The following is an 18,247-nucleotide window of genomic DNA, read 5'->3' on the forward strand; positions in this document are numbered from 1 at the left end:
GCAGGTTTGAAAAAGTTGTATTTTGACCACTGTGAGTGATCAAAAGGAAGGAAAACTAAACCGCCTGCTGGGCCAGCTGGGCGATACCGAGCTGGTTTCCAGTCGCTGGCTGCGCGCGCACGGTTATTCCAGCAGCCTCGTCGCCCGCTATGTGACCAGTGGATGGCTGGTGTCGCCGACTCGCGGCGTCTACATGAGAAAAGGCGGGCGCCTGCAATGGGAAGGGGTGGTCAACACCCTGCAACAGGGAGAAGGATTGGCGCTACATGTGGGAGGGCGTTTTGCGTTGGCATGGCAGGGCCACGAACACTACCTGCGCTTGGGGGAAGCCCCCGCCGTGACGCTATATGGGGCGGACCGGCTACCCGGCTGGGTAGCCAAGTTGCCAATGGCCGAACGCTTTGAGTCACGCGGCAAAGGGCCTTTTGATTTTCCGGGGCTTCGCTTCACTCCCGACGTTTCGGAGCAGACGCTGCGCAGCCAGGGATTAGACAGGCGTGAGGGCGCGCAGGGCGTGGAAAAGGTCGTCTGTTCCACTCCAGAGCGGGCGATCCTGGAACTGTGCGATGAACCGCCGGATGCGCAGCTGGTCTACGAGGCCGATGCACTGATGCAGGCGATGGCCACGCTGCGGCCCCAACGGATCACCTTGTTGTTGCGCCATTGCCGCAGCGTCAAGACCAAGCGCCTGTTCCTGGCTCTGGCCGAACGTCATCGTCACCCATGGTTGGCACGGGTCCCGCTTGACGGTGTGGATTTTGGTCGTGGCAAGCGTTCTCTGGTGCCCGGCGGCCGACTGCACCCAACCTATCAGATCACGCTGCCCGGAGATCTGGATGAGCATCTGGGATAGGCGCTATGCCGACCGGGTGCAGTTGCTGGTGGACATTCTGCCGGTGCTGTCGCAGGAGCTGTGTTTCGCCCTGAAGGGCGGGACGGCGATCAACCTGTTTGAGCACGATCTTCCCCGACTGTCGGTCGATATCGACTTGACCTGGCTGTCCGTTGGGACCTTTGCAGAAGACTCGGTCCGGATCGATGCTGCGCTGGAACGTTTGGCAGGCTTGTTGCGCGCCGGCCCCTTGCAACTGCAGGTGCATGCGTCGTCAGGAGAGGGTACCCAGGGCGTGACACGCCTGATCGTCAGCCGTGGCCGCGCGCGCGTGCAGATTGAAACCACGCCCGGCATGCGCGGCACAGTGCACCCGGTGCAAGAGATGATCGTCCGGCCAAAGGTGGAAGAGGCGTTCGGCTTCGCTTCCGCATGGGTGTGCGATTTTGCCGATCTCTATGGTGGCAAGATGGCGGCCGCACTGTCGCGGCAACACCCCCGTGACCTGTTCGATGTCGGCCTGTTGCTGGAGGACGAACGTGCCGACGCGAAGCTCTGGCGAACCTTCCTCGTCTATCTCACCTGCAGCCCCAAGCCTGCCTGGGAGCTGTTGGTGCCAAGGGATCCCGTGGACTTCGAGGCCACCTTCGAGGCCCACTTCAGGGGCATGACGGCCGAGCCAACCTCTGCGGTCCGCTTGCTGGACAATCGGGCGCAATTGTTGGCGCGTATTGCCGGCTGGATGGATGAGAACTCGTGCGCTTTTCTCCGCTCCGTGGAGCATGAACGGCCTGATTTCAGCCTGATTGAACTGCCTGAAGCAGCGAATCTTCCCGTAGTACGCAGGAAGCTTCAGAATCTCGCGCGGCGTTCCGTGGAAAAGCGGAGGGACGATCAACGCCGGCTTGATATCGCGCTGAACACCCGACCTGTCGAGTAACAGCGATTCCTTTGCAGTCACCGGGATGACAACGTGCTCTTGATGATCGACAACTATGACAGCTTCACCTTCAACCTCGTGCAGTACCTGCAGACGCTGGGGGCCGAGGTGCGGGTGGAGCGCAACGATGCGCTGACGGTGGATGAAATCGAGCGGCTGCGGCCGGAGAAGATCGTGATCTCCCCAGGGCCGTGCACGCCGAACGAAGCAGGCGTGTCGCTGGAAGTCATCAAGCGTCTCGGGCCGGCCACGCCGATCCTGGGCGTGTGCCTGGGCCACCAGGCGCTCGGCCAGGTCTACGGCGGCAGGGTGGTGCGTGCGCAGCGGATCATGCACGGCAAGACTTCCGCCATCCGCCACCGGGGGCAGGGCGTGTTCGCCGGGTTGCCGGATGGTTACGTGGCGACCCGCTACCACTCGCTGGTGGTCGAGCGCGAGAGCCTGCCTGACTGTCTGGAGATCACAGCGTGGACGGAGCTGGACGACGGCGGCTTCGAAGAGATCATGGGCCTGCGCCACCGCGAGCATCCGGTGGAAGGCGTGCAGTTCCACCCCGAGTCCATCCTGACCGAACACGGCCACGCCCTGCTGCAGAACTTCCTCCAGCGCTGACTCCAAGCTGTAGGAGCGCGCCATGCGCGCTCCTACAGGAGTGGCGGGGTATCCTGATGGGCTTTCCAATTCACCGAGCCCCCATGCCTATTTCCCCCCAGGAAGCGCTGCAGCGCACGATCGAACACCGCGAAATCTTCCATGACGAAATGGTGGATCTGATGCGCCAGATCATGGGCGGCGACGTGTCGCCGGTGATGACCGCGGCGATCCTGTCCGGCCTGCGGGTCAAGAAGGAAACCGTCGGTGAAATCGCCGGCGCGGCCGTGGCCATGCGCGAATTCTCGCGTCAGGTCGATGTGGCCGACCGGACCCATCTGGTCGATATCGTCGGCACCGGCGGAGACGGCGCCCACACCTTCAACATCTCCACGGCCAGCATGTTCGTGGCCGCCGCCGCCGGTGCGCGGGTGGCCAAGCACGGCAACCGCAGCGTGTCGTCCAAGTCCGGCAGCGCCGATGCAATCGAGGCGCTGGGCGCGGTGATTGAACTGCAGCCCGAGCAGGTGGCGCAGAGCATCGCCGAGACCGGCATCGGCTTCATGTATGCGCCCATCCACCATCCGGCGATGAAGCAGGTGGCGCCGGTGCGCGGTGAAATGGGCGTGCGCACGCTGTTCAACATCCTCGGGCCGCTGACCAACCCGGCCGGGGCGCCGAACATCCTGATGGGCGTGTTCCACCCGGACCTGGTCGGCATCCAGGTGCGCGTGCTGCAGCGCATGGGCGCCGAGCGCGCGCTGGTGATCTGGGGCCGCGACGGCATGGATGAGCTCTCGCTTGGCGCGGGAAGCATGGTGGGCGAGCTGCGCGATGGAAAGGTGCGCGAGTACGAAGTGCATCCCGAGGATTTCGGTATTGCCATGGCTGCCAGCCGCAACCTGCGGGTGGCCGATCCGGCCGAATCGCGGGTAATGGTGCTCGACGCGATCGACGGCAAGCCGGGCCTGCCGCGCGAGATCGTTGCCTTCAACGCCGGTGCGGCCCTGTATGTGGCCGGGGTGGCGGACGATATAGCCGACGGCATCGCCAGGGCCCGCGAGGCCATGGCCAGCGGCGCGGCCCGGGCCAAGCTGGAGGCCTTCGTGGCCACCACGCGCCGCCTGGCGGAGGCGAGCGCCTGAGGGGTGCGTAGGATGACATCCCTGATGGAAGCGGGCGCCGCTGAGGCGTCCGGATTGGAACTACGGATTGGAACGTACGGATTGAAGCTGGATATGCCGCGGAGGCGAGCTTGACTGACATTCTGGAAAAGATTCTGGCGCGCAAGCGCGAGGAAGTGGCCGAGCGCCGCGCGGTTCGCACCCTGGCGGACCTGGCTGCACATGCGGCCTCCGCGCCGCCCACGCGCGGCTTTGCCGCCGCGATCGAGCGCAGGATCAAGGCCGGCGACCCGGCGGTGATCGCCGAGGTCAAGAAGGCCAGCCCTTCCAAGGGCGTGATTCGCGCCGACTTCCAGCCTGCCGACATCGCCCGCAGCTACGAGCGTGGCGGAGCGACCTGTCTGTCGGTGCTGACCGACCGCGATTTCTTCCAGGGCGCCGATGAGAACCTGGTGGTCGCGCGGGCGAACTGCTCGCTGCCGGTGTTGCGCAAGGATTTCATCATCGATCCCTACCAGGTCTACGAAGCCAGGGTGCTGGGCGCCGACTGCGTGCTGCTGATCGTGGCCGCGCTGGAGGACGGGCCGCTGGCCGAGCTGGCCGGGCTGGCGATGGATCTGGACATGGACGTGCTGCTGGAAGTACACGACCGCGAAGAGCTGGAGCGCGCCATCCAGGTGCCCGCGCCCCTGCTGGGCATCAACAACCGCAGCCTGCGCAGCTTCGAAGTCTCGCTGGACAACACCCTGTCACTGCGCGACGTGGTGCCAGGTGATCGCAGGCTGGTGACCGAAAGCGGTATCCATACCCGCGCAGACGTGGAGCGGATGCGCGCCGCAAACGTGCACGCGTTTCTGGTGGGGGAGGCCTTCATGCGGCAGTCCGATCCGGGCGATGCGCTGAAGGAACTGTTTTTCCCGGCGCCGGCCGCTCCGCTGACAACGGCGGTGACGCCTGCCGCCGCCACCGCGGCGCAATCGGCTGCGGACCAGGCATTGGAGCCGCAATCGGTGGCCGGGCTGCTGCGCGAACCGGCCGTTGATGCGGAGGAAAGTCAGCCCCGCACGGTCGTGTTCGACTTCGATCACACCCTGTACGACGGCGACTCGGGCAGCCACCTGTTTGCCTGGCTGATCCGCCGCAGCTGGTGGCGCAGCCTGCTGGCGCTGCTGGCCACGCCGGTGCTCGGGCCGATGGTCGCGTTCCTGCCGACCCGGCGGCGGGGCATTTCCGGCTTCGTGTGGATCGGCACCGTGGGCCTGCACCACAGCGACACCGTGGATGCGCTCACCGACCGGTACGTATTGGCCAATCGCGACGGGATCACGCCGCGGCTGTTGCCCCATGCGCTCGGCGTGCTGCAGCAGCATCTGGATGCAGGCGACCGGGTGGTGGTGGCCACCGGCGCTCCGCCGGAGCTGGCGCGGGCGATCCTGGCCTTCGTGGCGCACGAAAAAGTGCCGGTGATCGGCACCGCCATCGGGCCGCGGCTGGGCGCGGTGGTGGCCACCCGCCACTGCCACTACGAAGAAAAAATGCGCATGCTGCGCGAGGCCGGCTATGCGGAGATCGACGTCGCCTATTCCGACAGCAGCGCCGACCTGCCGCTGCTGCGCGCCGCCAAGCGCCCGGTAGTGGTCAATCCCAAGCCCGGGCGCGTGGCCATGTTCCGGCGCGTGTTGGGTGCGGACACGCCCATCCTCAACTGGGGCTGCAAAGACCGCGGCGGCGACCCGCTCCCGTAGGAGCGGGCAGCACAGCGTTCAGCGGGTGCCGTAAAGGACGATGGTCTTGCCGCGGGCGTGCAGCTTGCCGTCCTCTTCGAGCTTCTTCAGCACGCGTCCGGCCATTTCCCGGGAACAGCCCACGATCCGCGACAGTTCCTGGCGCGAGATCCTGAGCTGGGTGCCCTGCGGATGACTCATTGCCTCCGGCTCCCGGCACAGGTCGTGCAGGGTGCGGGTGATGCGGTCGGTCACGTCCAGGAAGGCCAGGCGTCCGGCCTTGCGGCTGGTGTCGATGAGACGACGCGACAGCTGCGCACCGATCGCGTAGAGGATCTGCGGGGAGTCGTTGGCCAGCGAGCCCTGGAACAGCGTGAGCAGGCGCTCGTAGCTGATTTCTGCCAGCTCGCACTGGGTGCGGGTGCGCAGGATCACGGCGCGGGTTTCGGACTGCATGAACAGTCCCATTTCGCCAACGAACTCGCCGTTGCCGAAATAGCCAAGGATCAGCTCGCGACCATCGTCTTCCTCGGCAATGATGCTGACCGAGCCGTTGATCACGTAATACATGGTGCCGGCGGGATCGCCGGGTCGGAAGATATCGGTGCGCGGGGGATAGCGCCGACGATGACTGTGCGCCAGGAACCGTTCGATGGTTGCTGGCGAAGGCATCAGGGGATGATTGGGATGCATGTACGGATGATGAGTAAGGGGCACTGGCAGCCTCTGAAGTCTGGAGCCTGAACAGGATCGGGGGAGAAGGGAGAGTAGGCGCTTGCACCGTCACGGGCAAACAGTTGTCGCCCCGACCACGGCAAATGCCGCATAATTCGCGCTTTCGCCTGCCTGATGCGGGAGCCGCATGCCGTGGTCAAACCTCTACCTCGCCTGAAGCTGCAGGGCTTCAACAACCTCACCAAAGCCCTGTCCTTCAACATCTATGACGTCTGTTTTGCCGTGTCCGAAGGCGAGCGGAGCCGTTACATCGAATACATCGATGAGGTCTACAACGCCGACAGGCTCACCCAGATCCTGACCGACGTGGCCGAGATCATCGGCGCCAACATCCTCAACATCGCGCGCCAGGATTACGATCCGCAGGGCGCGTCGGTGACGATCCTCATTTCCGAGGAGCCGGTGATCGACAAGAGTGACGCCAAGGGCGTGATCTCCGATGCGGTGGTCGCGCACCTGGACAAGTCGCACATCACCGTGCACACCTATCCGGAGACCCATCCGGACAACGGCATCGCCACCTTCCGCGCCGACATCGATGTGGCGACCTGTGGCGTGATTTCACCGCTGAAGGCGCTGAACTACCTGATCGAAAGCCTGGAGTCCGACATCGTGGTGATGGACTACCGCGTGCGCGGCTTCACCCGCGACGTGAAGGGCAAGAAGCACTACATCGACCACAAGATCAACTCGATCCAGGACTATCTGCACAAGAACATCAAGGGCAGGTACGAAATGCTGGACGTGAACGTCTATCAGGAAAATATCTTCCACACCAAGATGCACCTGAAGGACTTCGATCTTGACCAGTACCTGTTCGAGGAAAAGGCCCGCAACTTCTCGTTCAAGGAGCGCATGAAGATCGAAACGCGCCTGAAGCGCGAGATCGAAGAGCTCTACCACGGCCGCAACCTGGTCGATTGATAGGGGAATCACGGATCCCCGCGTTCGCAGCGAACCGGGCATCCCCCGCGTCGGCCGCGTAGGGCCGACCTACGGCGGTAACACCGGGCTGCCAATTCCGTTACGGCCGGATCGGGCGGCACCCGGTAGGAGCGCGCCATGCGCGCGAAGCCGCGTGAATCCTGGCGGTGCCACGTGGCGTCGGATACAGCACCGTTACCGAAGCCCCAGCGTGACGATCGACGTCACGCGGTTTCGCGCGCATGGCGCGCTCCTACAGCCAGCCCCGCAAATCACGGATCCCCGCGTTCGCAGCGAACCGGGCATCCCCCGCGTCGGCCGCGTAGGGCCGACCTACAGGCGGTAGGCGACGGTCTTCATGACCTTTGATGCCAGCGCCATCACCGCGGGGATGGGCTGGGGAAGGATTCTCGCCCCGGCGGCTTCGGCCTCATCAGCGTGGCGGGCTTCGTCGATCTTCATCTGCTGAAGGATCCGCCGGCTGCGCTGGTCGGCAGCGGGCAGGGTCTCCAGGTGTTCTTCCAGATGCGCTTCCACCTGGCGTTCGGTCTCCACCACGAAGCCGAGATTCCAGCCGTCGCCGCGCAGCCCGGCGGCCAGGCCGATCGCGTAGCTGCCCGCGTACCAGAGTGGATTGAACAGGCTGGGCCGGTCGTCCAGTTCCCCCAGCCGGTCGGCACACCAGGCCAGGTGGTCGGTTTCTTCCTGCGCCGCTTCCAGCAGGTGCGCGCGGGTGTCCGCATCCCGGGCCACTGCGGCCTGGCCCACATACAGTGCCTGCGCGCAGATCTCGCCCACGTGGTTGATGCGCATCAGGCCCGCGGCATGGCGCCGCTCCGCGGGATCAAGCACCACATCGGGCTCATCGCCGGCGGGGTTGGGGCGTTGTGCGGCAGGGCGGCCGAACACGGTCTCCAGCGCGTGCTGGGTGCGGGACAGGAGCTGGTCAAGCGGATTGAGGTGGCGGGTGCTGGTCATGGCGGCGATCATACCGCCGGCGCCCAAACGGCTGCATGCAGGCGCAGGGCGCAGGCCCCAAGGGCGGCTGAAGGCGCGAGGTGACTGGCGTGTTGCGGTGGGGCCGGGCGCCCTGTACCATTTCACCTCTTGTGTCACCCCGTTCCAATGTTTTCGCTCCATGTCCACAACGCGTGGCAAAGTTCCGCAGGCTGCGGTCTGCGCAATCAGCCCGACTATTCATCACCGAATCGAGTATCCGCATGAAAACTTTCAGCGCCAAGGCAGAGACCGTCCAGCGTGACTGGTACGTGGTCGACGCCGCCGGCAAGACGCTCGGCCGTCTCAGCAGCGAGATCGCCCGTCGCCTGCGCGGCAAGCACAAGCCCGTCTACACCCCTCACGTGGATACCGGCGATTACATCGTCGTGATCAACGCCGACAAGGTCGCCGTCACCGGCAACAAGTTGGAAGGCAAGAAGTACTACCGCTTCACGGGCTACATCGGCAACCTGAAGACCGAGACCCTCGGCCAGGCGATGGAGCGCTACCCGGAGCGCGTGATCGAGCGTGCGGTGAAGGGCATGCTGCCCCGCAACCCGCTCGGACGCGCCATGTACCGCAAGCTCAAGGTCTACGCAGGCCCTGACCACCCGCACGCCGCCCAGCAGCCGCAAGTCCTGGATATCTGACCATGTCGACCCAACAGAATTACGGCACCGGCCGTCGCAAATCCTCCGTCGCCCGCGTGTTCCTGCGCAAGGGCAGCGGCAACATCAATGTCAACGGTCGTCCGCTGGACGAGTTCTTCGGCCGCGAAACCGCACGCATGATCGTGCGCCAGCCGCTGGAACTGACCCAGAACACCGACAAGTTCGACATCACCGTCACCACCGTCGGCGGCGGCACCACCGGCCAGGCCGGCGCCATCCGCCTGGGCATTGCCCGCGCGCTGGTGGACTACGACGAGTCGCTGAAGACCGACCTGCGCAAGGCCGGGTTCATCACCCGCGACGCGCGTGAAGTCGAGCGCAAGAAGATCGGTCTGCACGGCGCCCGCCGCGCAACCCAGTTCTCCAAGCGTTAAGCATTTCGCCTCGGCAATTGCCCATCCGGTATGGGCAACTGCCGCAGGTCAGGTTACAATTTCGAACATAGCCCCGTAGCCAAGTGGTAAGGCATCTGACTCTGACTCAGACATTCGGTGGTTCGAATCCATCCGGGGCTGCCAGTTGACCGAAAAGACCTGCCTCACGGCGGGTCTTTTTTTTGTGCCGGAAATATCGACCGATGACCTCCATCTTCCCCGCGCCCACCATCAACGCCACCGATGTGCTGCCGGCCATGCGCGAACAGGGCTTTGCCGTCCTCGCGCCCGGTGACGTAGCCACGCTGGCGGGCTGCCCGATCGAAGCGCTGGATGCGCTCAGCGAAAGCTGGGACCGGCTGCCGCCCGATACCTATCTGCGCGACGGTGGACGCTATCGCCGGCGTCGCCATTCGTGCTTCGTCATCGACGACGAAGGCCCCATCGAGCAGGCGCCGCATCGTGCCCATTGGCAGCCGCGTGATTACAACGCCCTGCACGGCGGCATGCGGCGCTGGTTCGAGCCGGTGGAGCCGGGCGTCGTGGCGCTGCCGGCTTGGGACGGGCTGCTGCGGGGCATCACCGGGCTGTGCTCGGCCCTGCATCCCGCCGCGCGGCCCTGGCACGTGGAAGCGCACCAGTTCCGCATTGATACCTCCGACGGTATCGGCCGGCCGACGCCGGAAGGCGCGCACCGGGACGGCGTGGACTACGTGGCGGTAATCATGGTCGAGCGCGATGCCATCAAGGGCGGAGAGACCCGCGTGTTCCAAGCCGATGGGCCGGCGGGCCAGCGGTTCACCCTGTGCCAGCCCTGGTCGCTGCTGCTGCTTGATGATGCGCGCGTCATCCACGAGAGCACCCCGATCCAGCCGCTCTCCGGTCACGGCCACCGCGACACCCTGGTGCTCACCTGGCGCGCCGGCGCATTCCTCGGCGACGACTGAGCGGTCCTGCGTAGTCGGTGCAGTCCTACGTACAATGGGGGTTTGCATCGATGTCCATGGAGTTCAGATGAAGCTCGGTTCACTGAAGGAAGGCGGCCGCGACGGCACCCTGATCGTTGTCTCGCGTGACCTCACCCGCGGCGTGCGTGCCGATGGCATTGCCTCCACCCTGCAACAGGCGCTGGAAGACTGGTCGAACGCCGCACCGCGGCTTAATGCCTTGTTCCAGGCGCTGGAAGCAGGCAGCGTCGAAGGCGCATTTGATCTGGACATGCAGGCGCTGGCCTCGCCGCTGCCGCGCGCGTATGAATTCCTCGATGGCAGTGCCTACCTGCCGCACGTGGCGCGCGTGCGCCGCGCCCGCGGCGCCGAGGTGCCGGAGAGCTTCTACACCGATCCGCTGATGTACCAGGCCACCAGCGCAGGCTTTCTGGGTCCGCGTGACCCGGTGCCGGTGCCCAGCGAAGAATTCGGCATCGATCTGGAGGCCGAGATCGTGGTCATCACCGATGACGTGCCCATGGCCGCCACGCCGGAGCAGGCCGCCGGCCATATCCAGCTGATCGGCCTGGTCAACGACGTGTCCTTGCGCAACCTGATCCCGGGCGAGCTGGCCAAGGGCTTCGGCTTCCTGCAGTCCAAGCCGCGTTCGGCCCTCAGCCCGGTGTTCGTCACCCCGGACGAGCTGGGTGATGCATGGCGGGGCAACAAGCTGCACCTGCCGCTGCTCACCCACGTCAACGGCGAATGGTTCGGCGCCCCGGAGGCTGGCGTGGACATGCAGTTCGATTTCTCCCAGCTGGTGGCGCATGCGGCCAGGACCCGTCCGCTGTCGGCCGGCACCATCGTCGGCTCGGGCACCATCGCCAACGAGGACACCAGCAAGGGCGCCTCGTGCTTCGCTGAAAAGCGTACGGTCGAAGCGCTGGAGCACGGCAAGCCGCAGACGCCGTTCATGTCGTTCGGCGACACGGTGCGGATTGAGATGCTGGATGCCGCAGGCAAGTCGATTTTCGGCGCGATCGAACAGCGCATCGAGCGGTACACGCCGGAGGGCTGAAGACATGTCGGACCGACTCACGCTTTATTCCTACTGGCGCTCCAGCGCCGCCTACCGCGTGCGGATCGGTCTCAACCTCAAGGGGCTGGAATACGACACGGTGCCCGTGCACCTGGTGCGCAACGGCGGTGAGCAGCACGGCGACGAATACGCCGCGGCGAACCCGCAGAAGCTGGTGCCGATGCTCAAGCACGGCGACCGCATGCTGCGGCAGTCGCTGGCGATCCTGGAATACCTGGACGAGCTGTGGCCCGAGCCCGCGCTGCTGCCCCGGGACGCCCGCGAGCGCCAGCGGGTGCGGGCCCTGGCCCAGCTGGTAGCCAGTGATATTCACCCGCTCAACAACCTGCGGGTGATGCGCTTCTTCGAGCACGAGTGGAACGTGCCGCAGTCCGAGCGCGACACGTGGATGCGGCACTGGATGGAGGAGGGCTTCGGTGCGTTCGAGGCGCTGGTGGTGGACCACCCCGGCACCGGCGATTTCTGTGAGGGAGCCACCCCGGGCCTGGCCGATTGCTGCCTGGTGCCACAGGTGTACAACGCCCGCCGCTTCGGCGTGGATATGGCGCCTTATCCCACCATCCGTCGGATCGGGGCCGCCTGCCTGGCGCTCCCCGCCTTCGACGCCGCGCGCCCCGAGAACCAGCCCGACGCCCCGTCGTAAACCGGGGCTCTGTCCCTCGTAGGTCGGGGCTACGCCCCCGACGCCCGGCGAATCATGGATTCCTGTGTTCGCCCCGAACCGGATATTCCCCGCGTCTTCGGAACCGGCAATCTGGCCGAAGCCCCGCCGCGTGGCGATGTGTCACGCGGCTTCGCGCGCATGGCGCGCTCCTACATCAGCCGCTGCCTTCTTCAGTAGCGAAGACGTCGGCGTAGGGATCGTGCTCGCCGGAGCCACCTTCCGACAGCCGGAACTTGAGCGCCAGGCCGTCGCGCGAGTCGGCCGCTTTCAGCGCTTCCTCCTGCTCGATCCGACCTTCCTTGTACAGCCGGAACAGGCACTGGTCGAAGCTCTCCATGCCTTCTTCCAGCGATTCCTCCATCGCCTGCTTGAGCTCGTGCACATGCCCGCGGCGCAGCAGGTCGCGGATCATCGGGGTGTTGATCAACACCTCGGTGGCCGGCATCCGGCGCTCGTCCTTGCCCTTCACCAGACGCTGGCTGACCACGGCTTTCAGGTTCAGCGACAGGTTCATCAGCACGTTGCGGTGCGCGCTTTCCGGGAAGAAGTTGAGGATCCGCTCGATCGTCTGGTCGGCGTTGTTGGAGTGCAGCGTGGCCAGGCAGATGTGACCGGTCTCGGCGAAAGCAATCGCCGCTTCCATGGTTTCGGCGTCCAGGATCTCGCCGATCAGGATCACGTCCGGCGCCTCGCGCATCGCGTTCTTCAGCGCGCTGTGGAAGCTGTGCGTATCCAGGCCGACCTCGCGCTGGTTCACGATCGACTTCTTGTGCCGGTGCAGATATTCGATCGGATCCTCGATGGTGAGGATGTGGCCGGTGGTGGTGCAGTTGCGGTGGTCGATCATCGACGCCAGCGTGGTCGACTTGCCCGACCCGGTGGAGCCCACGATCAGCACCAGCCCGCGCGGGGCCATGATGATGTCCTTCAGCACCTGCGGCAGCTGCAGCTCCTCGATCGACGGAATGGTGCTGCGGATCGCGCGGATCACCATGCCCACTTCGCCGCGCTGCTTGAACACGTTGACGCGGAAGCGCCCGGCATCCGTAAGCGACAGGGCCATGTTGAGTTCCAGGTTCTGCTCGAACTCCGGCACCTGGTCCTCGTCCATCAGCGAATATGCGATCTTCTTCACCATGCCCGCCGGCAGGTCAGTGCTGCCCAGCGGATACAGTTTTCCTTCCACCTTGATGTGGACGGGCGCGCCGGTAGTCAGAAACATATCCGACGCGTTTTTTTCCGTCATCAGCTTCAGGAAATAGCCGATGTCCATGAACAAACCCCTTGGTGACGGCCCCCGGTCGTTGCGATCCGGAGCCCTGCTGCCGACAATGGTCGCCATCCCCCTTGATGGTGCGACCACGAATGCCAGCTAGCATTGCACACTTCAGATCGCCCCTGCAGGCCCTGGTGTTGGGTTTCGTGCTGGTGCTCACGGCCTGCGCCAGCACGCCTCCGCCGACCGCGGAACTGTCCGCGGCCCAGCAGGCAGTGGCCCGCGCCGTGGACGCCGATGCCGACCAGTACGCCAGCGCTGATCTCGAGCAGGCGCAGGCCCTTCTTTCCCAGGCGCAGTCGGCAATGAGCGCCGGCAACGCGCGCGATGCCCGTACCGCCGCCGTCGCCGCGTCGGCCATCGCCGACCTGGCCCGCGCCCGCAGCCGCGAAGCCGTGGCCAACACCGAACTGGCCCAGCGCCGCGCGCAGATCTCGCGCCTGCGTGAACAACTGGGGATGGAACAATGAGCAAGCCGGTCTTTTTTACAGTCCTTCTTGGCATGGCCCTCGCGGCCGCCAGCGTGTCCGTCCAGGCCCAGGACAGCGGCAACCCGGATGTGGATCGCCTGTCCCAGCGCATGCGCGCCATCGAAGCCGATCCGCAGCGCAGCAATTTCGCCAACTACGAGCGTCTCCAGGCCCGTCAGGCGCTGGAAGCGCTGGGCACTGCCCGCGCCAACCAGCGCGAAGCCGCCCTGCGCGTTGCCGAATGGCGGGTGGAGACGGCCGAGATTGCCGTCCGTACCGAGCTGATCCGGCGTGAGATCGACCAGCTGGACCGCCAGCGCGGAGATCTGATGGTGGAGGCCAGCCGTCAGGAAGCCGCGCGCGCCCGTGCCGAGGCCGAGCGCCTGCGCGTGCAGGCCCAGATCCAGGCCGAAGAAGCCGAGCGCCTGCGCCTGACCGCAGAAGCCGAGCACGGCGCCCGCCAGGAAGTGGAAGGCGTGCTGGAAGGCGTCGCCAGCGACCAGGCCGCCCGCCTGCGCGCCGCCCGCGCCCGCCAGGCCGAACTGGAGCGCCGTGAAGCCGAGCTCCTCCGCAGCCTCGAAGAAGACTGAACCAATGTAGGAGCGCGTCATACGCGCGAAGCCGCGTGAATGCGGGCGGCGGAACGTAGCTCCGGCCGCAGCGCCGCAACCGACGCCCCAGGCAATGCCCGGGTGGCTTGCCCACCCCCGCAGGGAGGAGTAGGGTCGAACTGCACCCGGCAGATTTCAGAATTGTTGCGCCGGCTGCCAGAGGGCCATGACGATGATTCCCACCTCCAGCTCCAGTCAGCGCGTTCCCGGACAACGGTTCCGGCGGGCTGCGCCGGCAGGAGTGGAATACACCGAATTCATCGCTGGCCCCCGTTTTATCGTTGAACCTGTTCCATTCGTTAAACCTGTTTCACTGTTCCACTCCCCCAAGCGCCCCGTGCCTGACCAGGCCGGGGCGTTTTGCTTTTCCGGACCCACAGGAGGCTTTCATGTTCGAAGGGCATACCGAGCTGCAGTTTGAGGAAATCATCAAGGCCAACCCCGAGTTCCGCCGCCTCTATCACCACCACAAGGAACTGGACAAAAAGGTGATGGACGCCGAGTTGGGCGTACTGCCGATCGATGACATCAGCCTGACCCAGATGAAGCGCGAAAAACTTGCGGCCAAGGATCGGCTGATCCGCATGTACGACACCCTGTAAAGCCCACTCGACGCGCCTTGGCGCGTCTTTCCGTGTCTTTGCGGGCGACGGCGGCCTCTCCTCGTCGTCGCCGTCGTCCGCAGGGTGCGATAATCCGGCGTTACTTCCACGCCATCGCACCAGGCCGCCCATGCCCATCCACAGTTCCGTCCTCGATCTCATCGCCGACACCCCGGTCATCAAGGCCCAGCACCTCGACACCGGCCCGTGCGAGCTCTACCTCAAGCTGGAGAGCCAGAACCCCGGTGGATCGATCAAGGACCGCATCGGCCTGTACATGATCGAAGCGGCCGAGCAGCGCGGCGACATCAAACCCGGCGCCACCCTGGTGGAAGGCACCGCCGGCAACACCGGCATTGGTCTGGCGCTGGTAGCCCAGCAGAAGGGCTACAAGCTGATCCTGGTGATTCCGGACAAGATGAGCCGGGAGAAGATCTTCAACCTCAAGGCGATGGGCGCCGAAGTGGTGCTGACCCGCTCCGACGTGCCCAAGGGCCACCCCGAGCACTACCAGGACATGGCTGCGCGCATTGCGCGCGAGACGCCGGGCGGCTACTTCGTCAACCAGTTCGGCAGTCGCGACAACCCCGACGCCCACGAGCAGGGCACCGGCCCGGAGATCCTGCGCCAGATGACGGAAGTGGGCGGCGTGGACGCCGTGGTGGTGGGGTCCGGCAGTTCAGGCACGGTGACCGGCCTGTCGCGCTGCTTCGCCGAACACGCGCCCGATGTGGAGCTGATCCTGGCCGACCCGGAAGGCTCGATCCTGGCCGAATTCGCCATGCGCGGCACCACCCACGGCCCGGCCGGCGGCTGGCAGGTGGAAGGCATCGGTGAAAGCTCCGCCCCGCCGGTGATCGCGGATTTCTCGCGCGTGGCGAAAGCGTATTCGATCCCCGACAAGGAGAGCTTCCTCACCGCCCGCGAACTGCTGGCCAAGGAGGGCATCCTCGGTGGTTCATCCACCGGCACCCTGCTGGCCGCGGCCCTGCGCTGGTGCCGCGAACAGACCGAGCCGAAGAAGATCCTGGTGTTCGTGCCCGATACCGGCAACAAATACCTGAGCAAGCTCTACAACGACTACTGGATGCTCGACAACGGCTTCTTCGAGCGCGAGCAGTACGGCGACCTGCGCGACCTGATCCTGCGCCCCTACAGCCAGAAGGACACCGTGGTGCTGGCGCCCACCGACAAGCTGGTGATGGCCTACCAACGCATGAAGCTGTACGAAATCTCCCAGCTGCCGGTGATGGACGGCGACCGAATCGTCGGCATCCTGGATGAATCCGACGTGCTGCTGCACGTCTACGGCGAGGAGCAGCGCTTCAACGACCCGGTTTCAACCGCCATGACCAGCAAGCTGGACATGCTGGACGTGAAATCGCCGGTGGAGGCGCTGCTGCCGGTGTTTGATCGCGGGCAGGTGGCCATCATCACGGAAGGCGAGGGCGAAAAATTCCTCGGCCTGATCACCCGCATCGATCTGCTGAACTACCTCCGCCGCCGCGTCCCGTAGGCGTCTTTCTAGGAGCGCGCAACGCGCGCGAAGCCGCGTGGCATCACGGGCGCAGCGCAGCCGAGCACCGCCTCACCCCACCGCCTGCCCCGATGCATGAATGAACAGCCACAGCATCCATTCAAGCGCCCCAGGCCCCAGTGCTAGAATGGCCGGTCCACTTTTCAAGCAGGCTCTTTCATGACCGACGAGCGCAACAAAGCCGGTCCGGCGCAGTGGGCGCTCGGGACTACGGCCATCCATGGCGGGCAGCAGCTGGACCCCAGCACCGGCGCGGTGATGACACCGATCTACGCCACGTCCACCTATGCCCAGTCGAGCCCGGGAGAACATCAGGGCTTCGAATACTCGCGCACCCACAACCCCACCCGCTTTGCCTACGAGCGCGGCGTGGCGTCATTGGAGCGCGGCACGCGGGGCTTCGCCTTTGCTTCGGGCCTGGCGGCCACTGCCACCTTGCTTGATCTGCTGGACACCGGCAGCCATGTCATCGCCATGGACGACGTTTACGGCGGCAGTTACCGCCTGTTCGAGCGCGTGCGTCGCCGCAGTGCCGGACTCGACTTCAGCTGGGTGGACCTGACCGACCCGGCCGCGTTTGAAGCCGCCATCAAGTCCAACACCCGCATGGTGTGGATTGAAACCCCCACCAACCCGCTGCTCAAGCTGGTCGATATCCAGAAGATCTCGGATATCGCCCGCAAGCGCGGACTGATCGTGGTGGTCGACAACACTTTCAGCTCCCCCATCCTGCAGCGTCCGCTGGAGCAGGGTGCCGACATGGTGGTCCACTCGGCCACCAAGTACCTCAACGGACACTCCGACATGGTCGGTGGAATGGTGGTGGTCGGGGAAAATGATGAGCTGGCCGAACAGGTCGCCTTCCTGCAGAACTCGGTGGGTGCGGTACAGGGGCCGTTCGACAGCTTCCTGGCATTGCGGGGACTCAAAACTCTGCATCTACGGATGAAGGCGCACTGCGAGAACGCGCAGGCGATTGCCGAGTTCCTGCAGGGTCACGACGCGGTCCAGGAGGTGATCTATCCGGGCCTGGCTTCACATCCGCAGCATGAACTGGCGAAGCGGCAGATGGATGGTTTTGGCGGCATCGTGTCGGTGCGGCTGAAGGGCGGCTATGAAGCCGCGAAGCGCTTCTGTGAGCGCACGGAGCTGTTCACACTGGCCGAATCGCTGGGCGGAGTAGAGAGCCTGGTGAACCATCCGGCGGTGATGACGCATGCCAGCGTGCCGCCAGAGCGGCGCAAGCAGCTGGGACTCGGAGACGAGCTCGTTCGGCTCAGTGTTGGAGTGGAGTCGCTGGCCGACTTGCAGACGGACCTGTCCAAAGCGCTTGGTAGCCCCTGATATGTCGAGCTTCTTCACCGATCTGAAGGAGAGTCTGCGACGGCCGGAATTCTGGATGTTTTCCAGCTGGCTGGACATCATTACCCGGTATCGTCGTACCCGTTTAGGGCTGCTCTGGATTGTCATCCCGACCGCGGTTTTTGTCGCCGCCATCGGGCAGGTGTACTCGATCGTTATGGGCCACGATCCCGAGTTCTATCTTCCTTATCTGGCCATCGGTTACCTGCTGTTCCGCTTCATGACCCAGTGTCTGTCCGAGTCGGGGTCCATCTTGAGGACGCACAAGTCGTTCATCATGGATGGACGGGTGCGGATGACAGATTACGTGTTGCGATCAATTGCGAAGGCGTTTTTCATCTTCGTATGTAGCTTCGTGGTAATAATCGTCACCATGGCATGGTCGCCTATGACCTCCTTGGTCAGCTTGTTCACGATCCTGCTCACCTTCCCGCTGGTCATGCTCAATTCGTTCTGGCTTTCCAGCTGCATGTCGATGATCGGTGCGCGGCACGTCGATTCGGCAGAAATGGTGACCACGTTAATGCGGTTCGGCATGCTCCTGACCCCGATCCTGTGGGTCGGAGACCGTTTTTCGCCCGGTACCTTCGGCTGGTGGGCCGTGCACCTCAACCCCGCCTATCACTTGATCACCGTGGTGCGCAATCCACTCCTGGGACAGCCGATACCGTCGGAGAGCCTCTGGTTCGTCCTGATCATGACAGTGCTTGGATGGGGGCTCACGGCGCTCGTTTACCGGCGCTATGCCAGGTTCGTACCACTGTGGATCTGATGGGAGGTCTT

At 64.9% G+C, this 18,247-nt stretch carries 20 protein-coding genes, 1 tRNA gene and 1 pseudogene; 19 read left to right on the forward strand and 3 right to left on the reverse strand.

The features are described 5' to 3' along the window. Nucleotides 1–31: 31 nt before the first annotated feature. The 6 genes and pseudogenes from WCE59_RS06280 (at nt 32) to WCE59_RS06305 (ending at nt 5,232) form a co-directional block, all read left to right on the forward strand. Nucleotides 32–853 (forward strand): type IV toxin-antitoxin system AbiEi family antitoxin domain-containing protein, encoded by an 822-nt coding sequence (locus WCE59_RS06280; RefSeq protein ID WP_343257869.1) that lies wholly within the window; start codon nt 32–34, stop codon nt 851–853. Continuing rightward, nucleotides 837–1,772 (forward strand): nucleotidyl transferase AbiEii/AbiGii toxin family protein, encoded by a 936-nt coding sequence (locus WCE59_RS06285; protein ID WP_343257870.1) that lies wholly within the window; start codon nt 837–839, stop codon nt 1,770–1,772. Before WCE59_RS06280 ends, WCE59_RS06285 begins: the two co-directional genes overlap by 17 nt. Nucleotides 1,773–1,805: 33 nt before the next feature. Beyond that, complete coding sequence (locus WCE59_RS06290) at nt 1,806–2,384, forward strand: anthranilate synthase component II (protein WP_343257871.1); 579 nt, start codon at nt 1,806–1,808, stop codon at nt 2,382–2,384. An 83-nt stretch (nt 2,385–2,467) separates the two neighbouring features. Further along, the gene (gene trpD, locus WCE59_RS06295) at nt 2,468–3,508 is read left to right on the forward strand and encodes an anthranilate phosphoribosyltransferase (RefSeq protein WP_343257872.1); all 1,041 of its coding nucleotides are present in this window, start codon (nt 2,468–2,470) and stop codon (nt 3,506–3,508) included. A gap of 110 nt (nt 3,509–3,618) precedes the next feature. After that, nucleotides 3,619–4,410, forward strand: a pseudogene (trpC, locus tag WCE59_RS06300) (indole-3-glycerol phosphate synthase TrpC); the annotation flags it as partial. 99 nt (nt 4,411–4,509) lie between these two features. Beyond that, nucleotides 4,510–5,232, forward strand: a complete 723-nt coding sequence (locus WCE59_RS06305; protein WP_343257925.1) for a haloacid dehalogenase-like hydrolase — start codon at nt 4,510–4,512, stop codon at nt 5,230–5,232. A gap of 18 nt (nt 5,233–5,250) precedes the next feature. Here WCE59_RS06305 and crp read toward each other — a convergent pair whose 3' ends face one another. Next, nucleotides 5,251–5,904 (reverse strand): cAMP-activated global transcriptional regulator CRP, encoded by a 654-nt coding sequence (gene crp / locus WCE59_RS06310; RefSeq protein WP_449284119.1) that lies wholly within the window; start codon nt 5,902–5,904, stop codon nt 5,251–5,253. A gap of 174 nt (nt 5,905–6,078) precedes the next feature. On the opposite strand from crp, the gene speD reads away from it, so the two are divergent. Then, nucleotides 6,079–6,870: an adenosylmethionine decarboxylase gene (gene speD, locus WCE59_RS06315; protein ID WP_343257926.1), complete on the forward strand. Its 792-nt coding sequence runs from the start codon at nt 6,079–6,081 to the stop codon at nt 6,868–6,870. A 333-nt stretch (nt 6,871–7,203) separates the two neighbouring features. Here speD and coq7 read toward each other — a convergent pair whose 3' ends face one another. Then, complete coding sequence (coq7, locus tag WCE59_RS06320; RefSeq protein ID WP_449284120.1) at nt 7,204–7,848, reverse strand: 2-polyprenyl-3-methyl-6-methoxy-1,4-benzoquinone monooxygenase; 645 nt, start codon at nt 7,846–7,848, stop codon at nt 7,204–7,206. Between the two features lie 242 nt (nt 7,849–8,090). On the opposite strand from coq7, the gene rplM reads away from it, so the two are divergent. From rplM to maiA, 6 genes are all read left to right on the forward strand, one after another. Next, nucleotides 8,091–8,519: a 50S ribosomal protein L13 gene (rplM, locus tag WCE59_RS06325; RefSeq protein WP_343257874.1), complete on the forward strand. Its 429-nt coding sequence runs from the start codon at nt 8,091–8,093 to the stop codon at nt 8,517–8,519. 2 nt (nt 8,520–8,521) lie between these two features. Further along, on the forward strand, nt 8,522–8,914 hold the full coding sequence (gene rpsI, locus WCE59_RS06330) for a 30S ribosomal protein S9 (RefSeq protein WP_343257875.1): 393 nt from the start codon (nt 8,522–8,524) through the stop codon (nt 8,912–8,914). Nucleotides 8,915–8,983: 69 nt separating this feature from the next. After that, nucleotides 8,984–9,058: transfer RNA gene (locus WCE59_RS06335), tRNA-Gln, on the forward strand. Between the two features lie 59 nt (nt 9,059–9,117). Beyond that, nucleotides 9,118–9,861: a 2OG-Fe dioxygenase family protein gene (locus WCE59_RS06340; protein WP_343257876.1), complete on the forward strand. Its 744-nt coding sequence runs from the start codon at nt 9,118–9,120 to the stop codon at nt 9,859–9,861. Between the two features lie 67 nt (nt 9,862–9,928). After that, the gene (locus WCE59_RS06345) at nt 9,929–10,921 is read left to right on the forward strand and encodes a fumarylacetoacetate hydrolase family protein (RefSeq protein WP_343257877.1); all 993 of its coding nucleotides are present in this window, start codon (nt 9,929–9,931) and stop codon (nt 10,919–10,921) included. 4 nt (nt 10,922–10,925) lie between these two features. After that, nucleotides 10,926–11,585, forward strand: a complete 660-nt coding sequence (gene maiA, locus WCE59_RS06350; protein ID WP_343257878.1) for a maleylacetoacetate isomerase — start codon at nt 10,926–10,928, stop codon at nt 11,583–11,585. A 175-nt stretch (nt 11,586–11,760) separates the two neighbouring features. Here the strand turns inward: maiA and WCE59_RS06355 are convergent, their stop codons facing one another. Next, nucleotides 11,761–12,879, reverse strand: a complete 1,119-nt coding sequence (locus tag WCE59_RS06355) for a PilT/PilU family type 4a pilus ATPase (protein ID WP_343257879.1) — start codon at nt 12,877–12,879, stop codon at nt 11,761–11,763. A 92-nt stretch (nt 12,880–12,971) separates the two neighbouring features. Here WCE59_RS06355 and WCE59_RS06360 point away from each other — a divergent pair, with 92 nt between their 5' ends. The 6 genes from WCE59_RS06360 to WCE59_RS06385 all read left to right on the forward strand — a co-directional run bounded on the left by WCE59_RS06360 (nt 12,972) and on the right by WCE59_RS06385 (nt 18,236). After that, nucleotides 12,972–13,352: a DUF4398 domain-containing protein gene (locus WCE59_RS06360; RefSeq protein WP_343257880.1), complete on the forward strand. Its 381-nt coding sequence runs from the start codon at nt 12,972–12,974 to the stop codon at nt 13,350–13,352. Continuing rightward, nucleotides 13,349–13,942, forward strand: coding sequence for a hypothetical protein (locus tag WCE59_RS06365; RefSeq protein WP_343257881.1), 594 nt, complete (start codon nt 13,349–13,351; stop codon nt 13,940–13,942). The genes WCE59_RS06360 and WCE59_RS06365 overlap by 4 nt, the downstream gene beginning before the upstream one ends. 410 nt (nt 13,943–14,352) lie before the next feature. Next, complete coding sequence (locus WCE59_RS06370; protein ID WP_343257882.1) at nt 14,353–14,565, forward strand: YdcH family protein; 213 nt, start codon at nt 14,353–14,355, stop codon at nt 14,563–14,565. 130 nt (nt 14,566–14,695) lie between these two features. After that, nucleotides 14,696–16,081: a pyridoxal-phosphate dependent enzyme gene (locus tag WCE59_RS06375; protein ID WP_343257883.1), complete on the forward strand. Its 1,386-nt coding sequence runs from the start codon at nt 14,696–14,698 to the stop codon at nt 16,079–16,081. A 180-nt stretch (nt 16,082–16,261) separates the two neighbouring features. After that, on the forward strand, nt 16,262–17,446 hold the full coding sequence (locus WCE59_RS06380; RefSeq protein WP_343257884.1) for a cystathionine gamma-synthase: 1,185 nt from the start codon (nt 16,262–16,264) through the stop codon (nt 17,444–17,446). Nucleotide 17,447: 1 nt separating this feature from the next. Then, on the forward strand, nt 17,448–18,236 hold the full coding sequence (locus tag WCE59_RS06385) for an ABC transporter permease (RefSeq protein WP_343257885.1): 789 nt from the start codon (nt 17,448–17,450) through the stop codon (nt 18,234–18,236). Nucleotides 18,237–18,247: the final 11 nt, after the last annotated feature.

This window comes from Luteimonas qiangzhengi (genome assembly GCF_039548515.1).
Classification (GTDB): domain Bacteria; phylum Pseudomonadota; class Gammaproteobacteria; order Xanthomonadales; family Xanthomonadaceae; genus Luteimonas.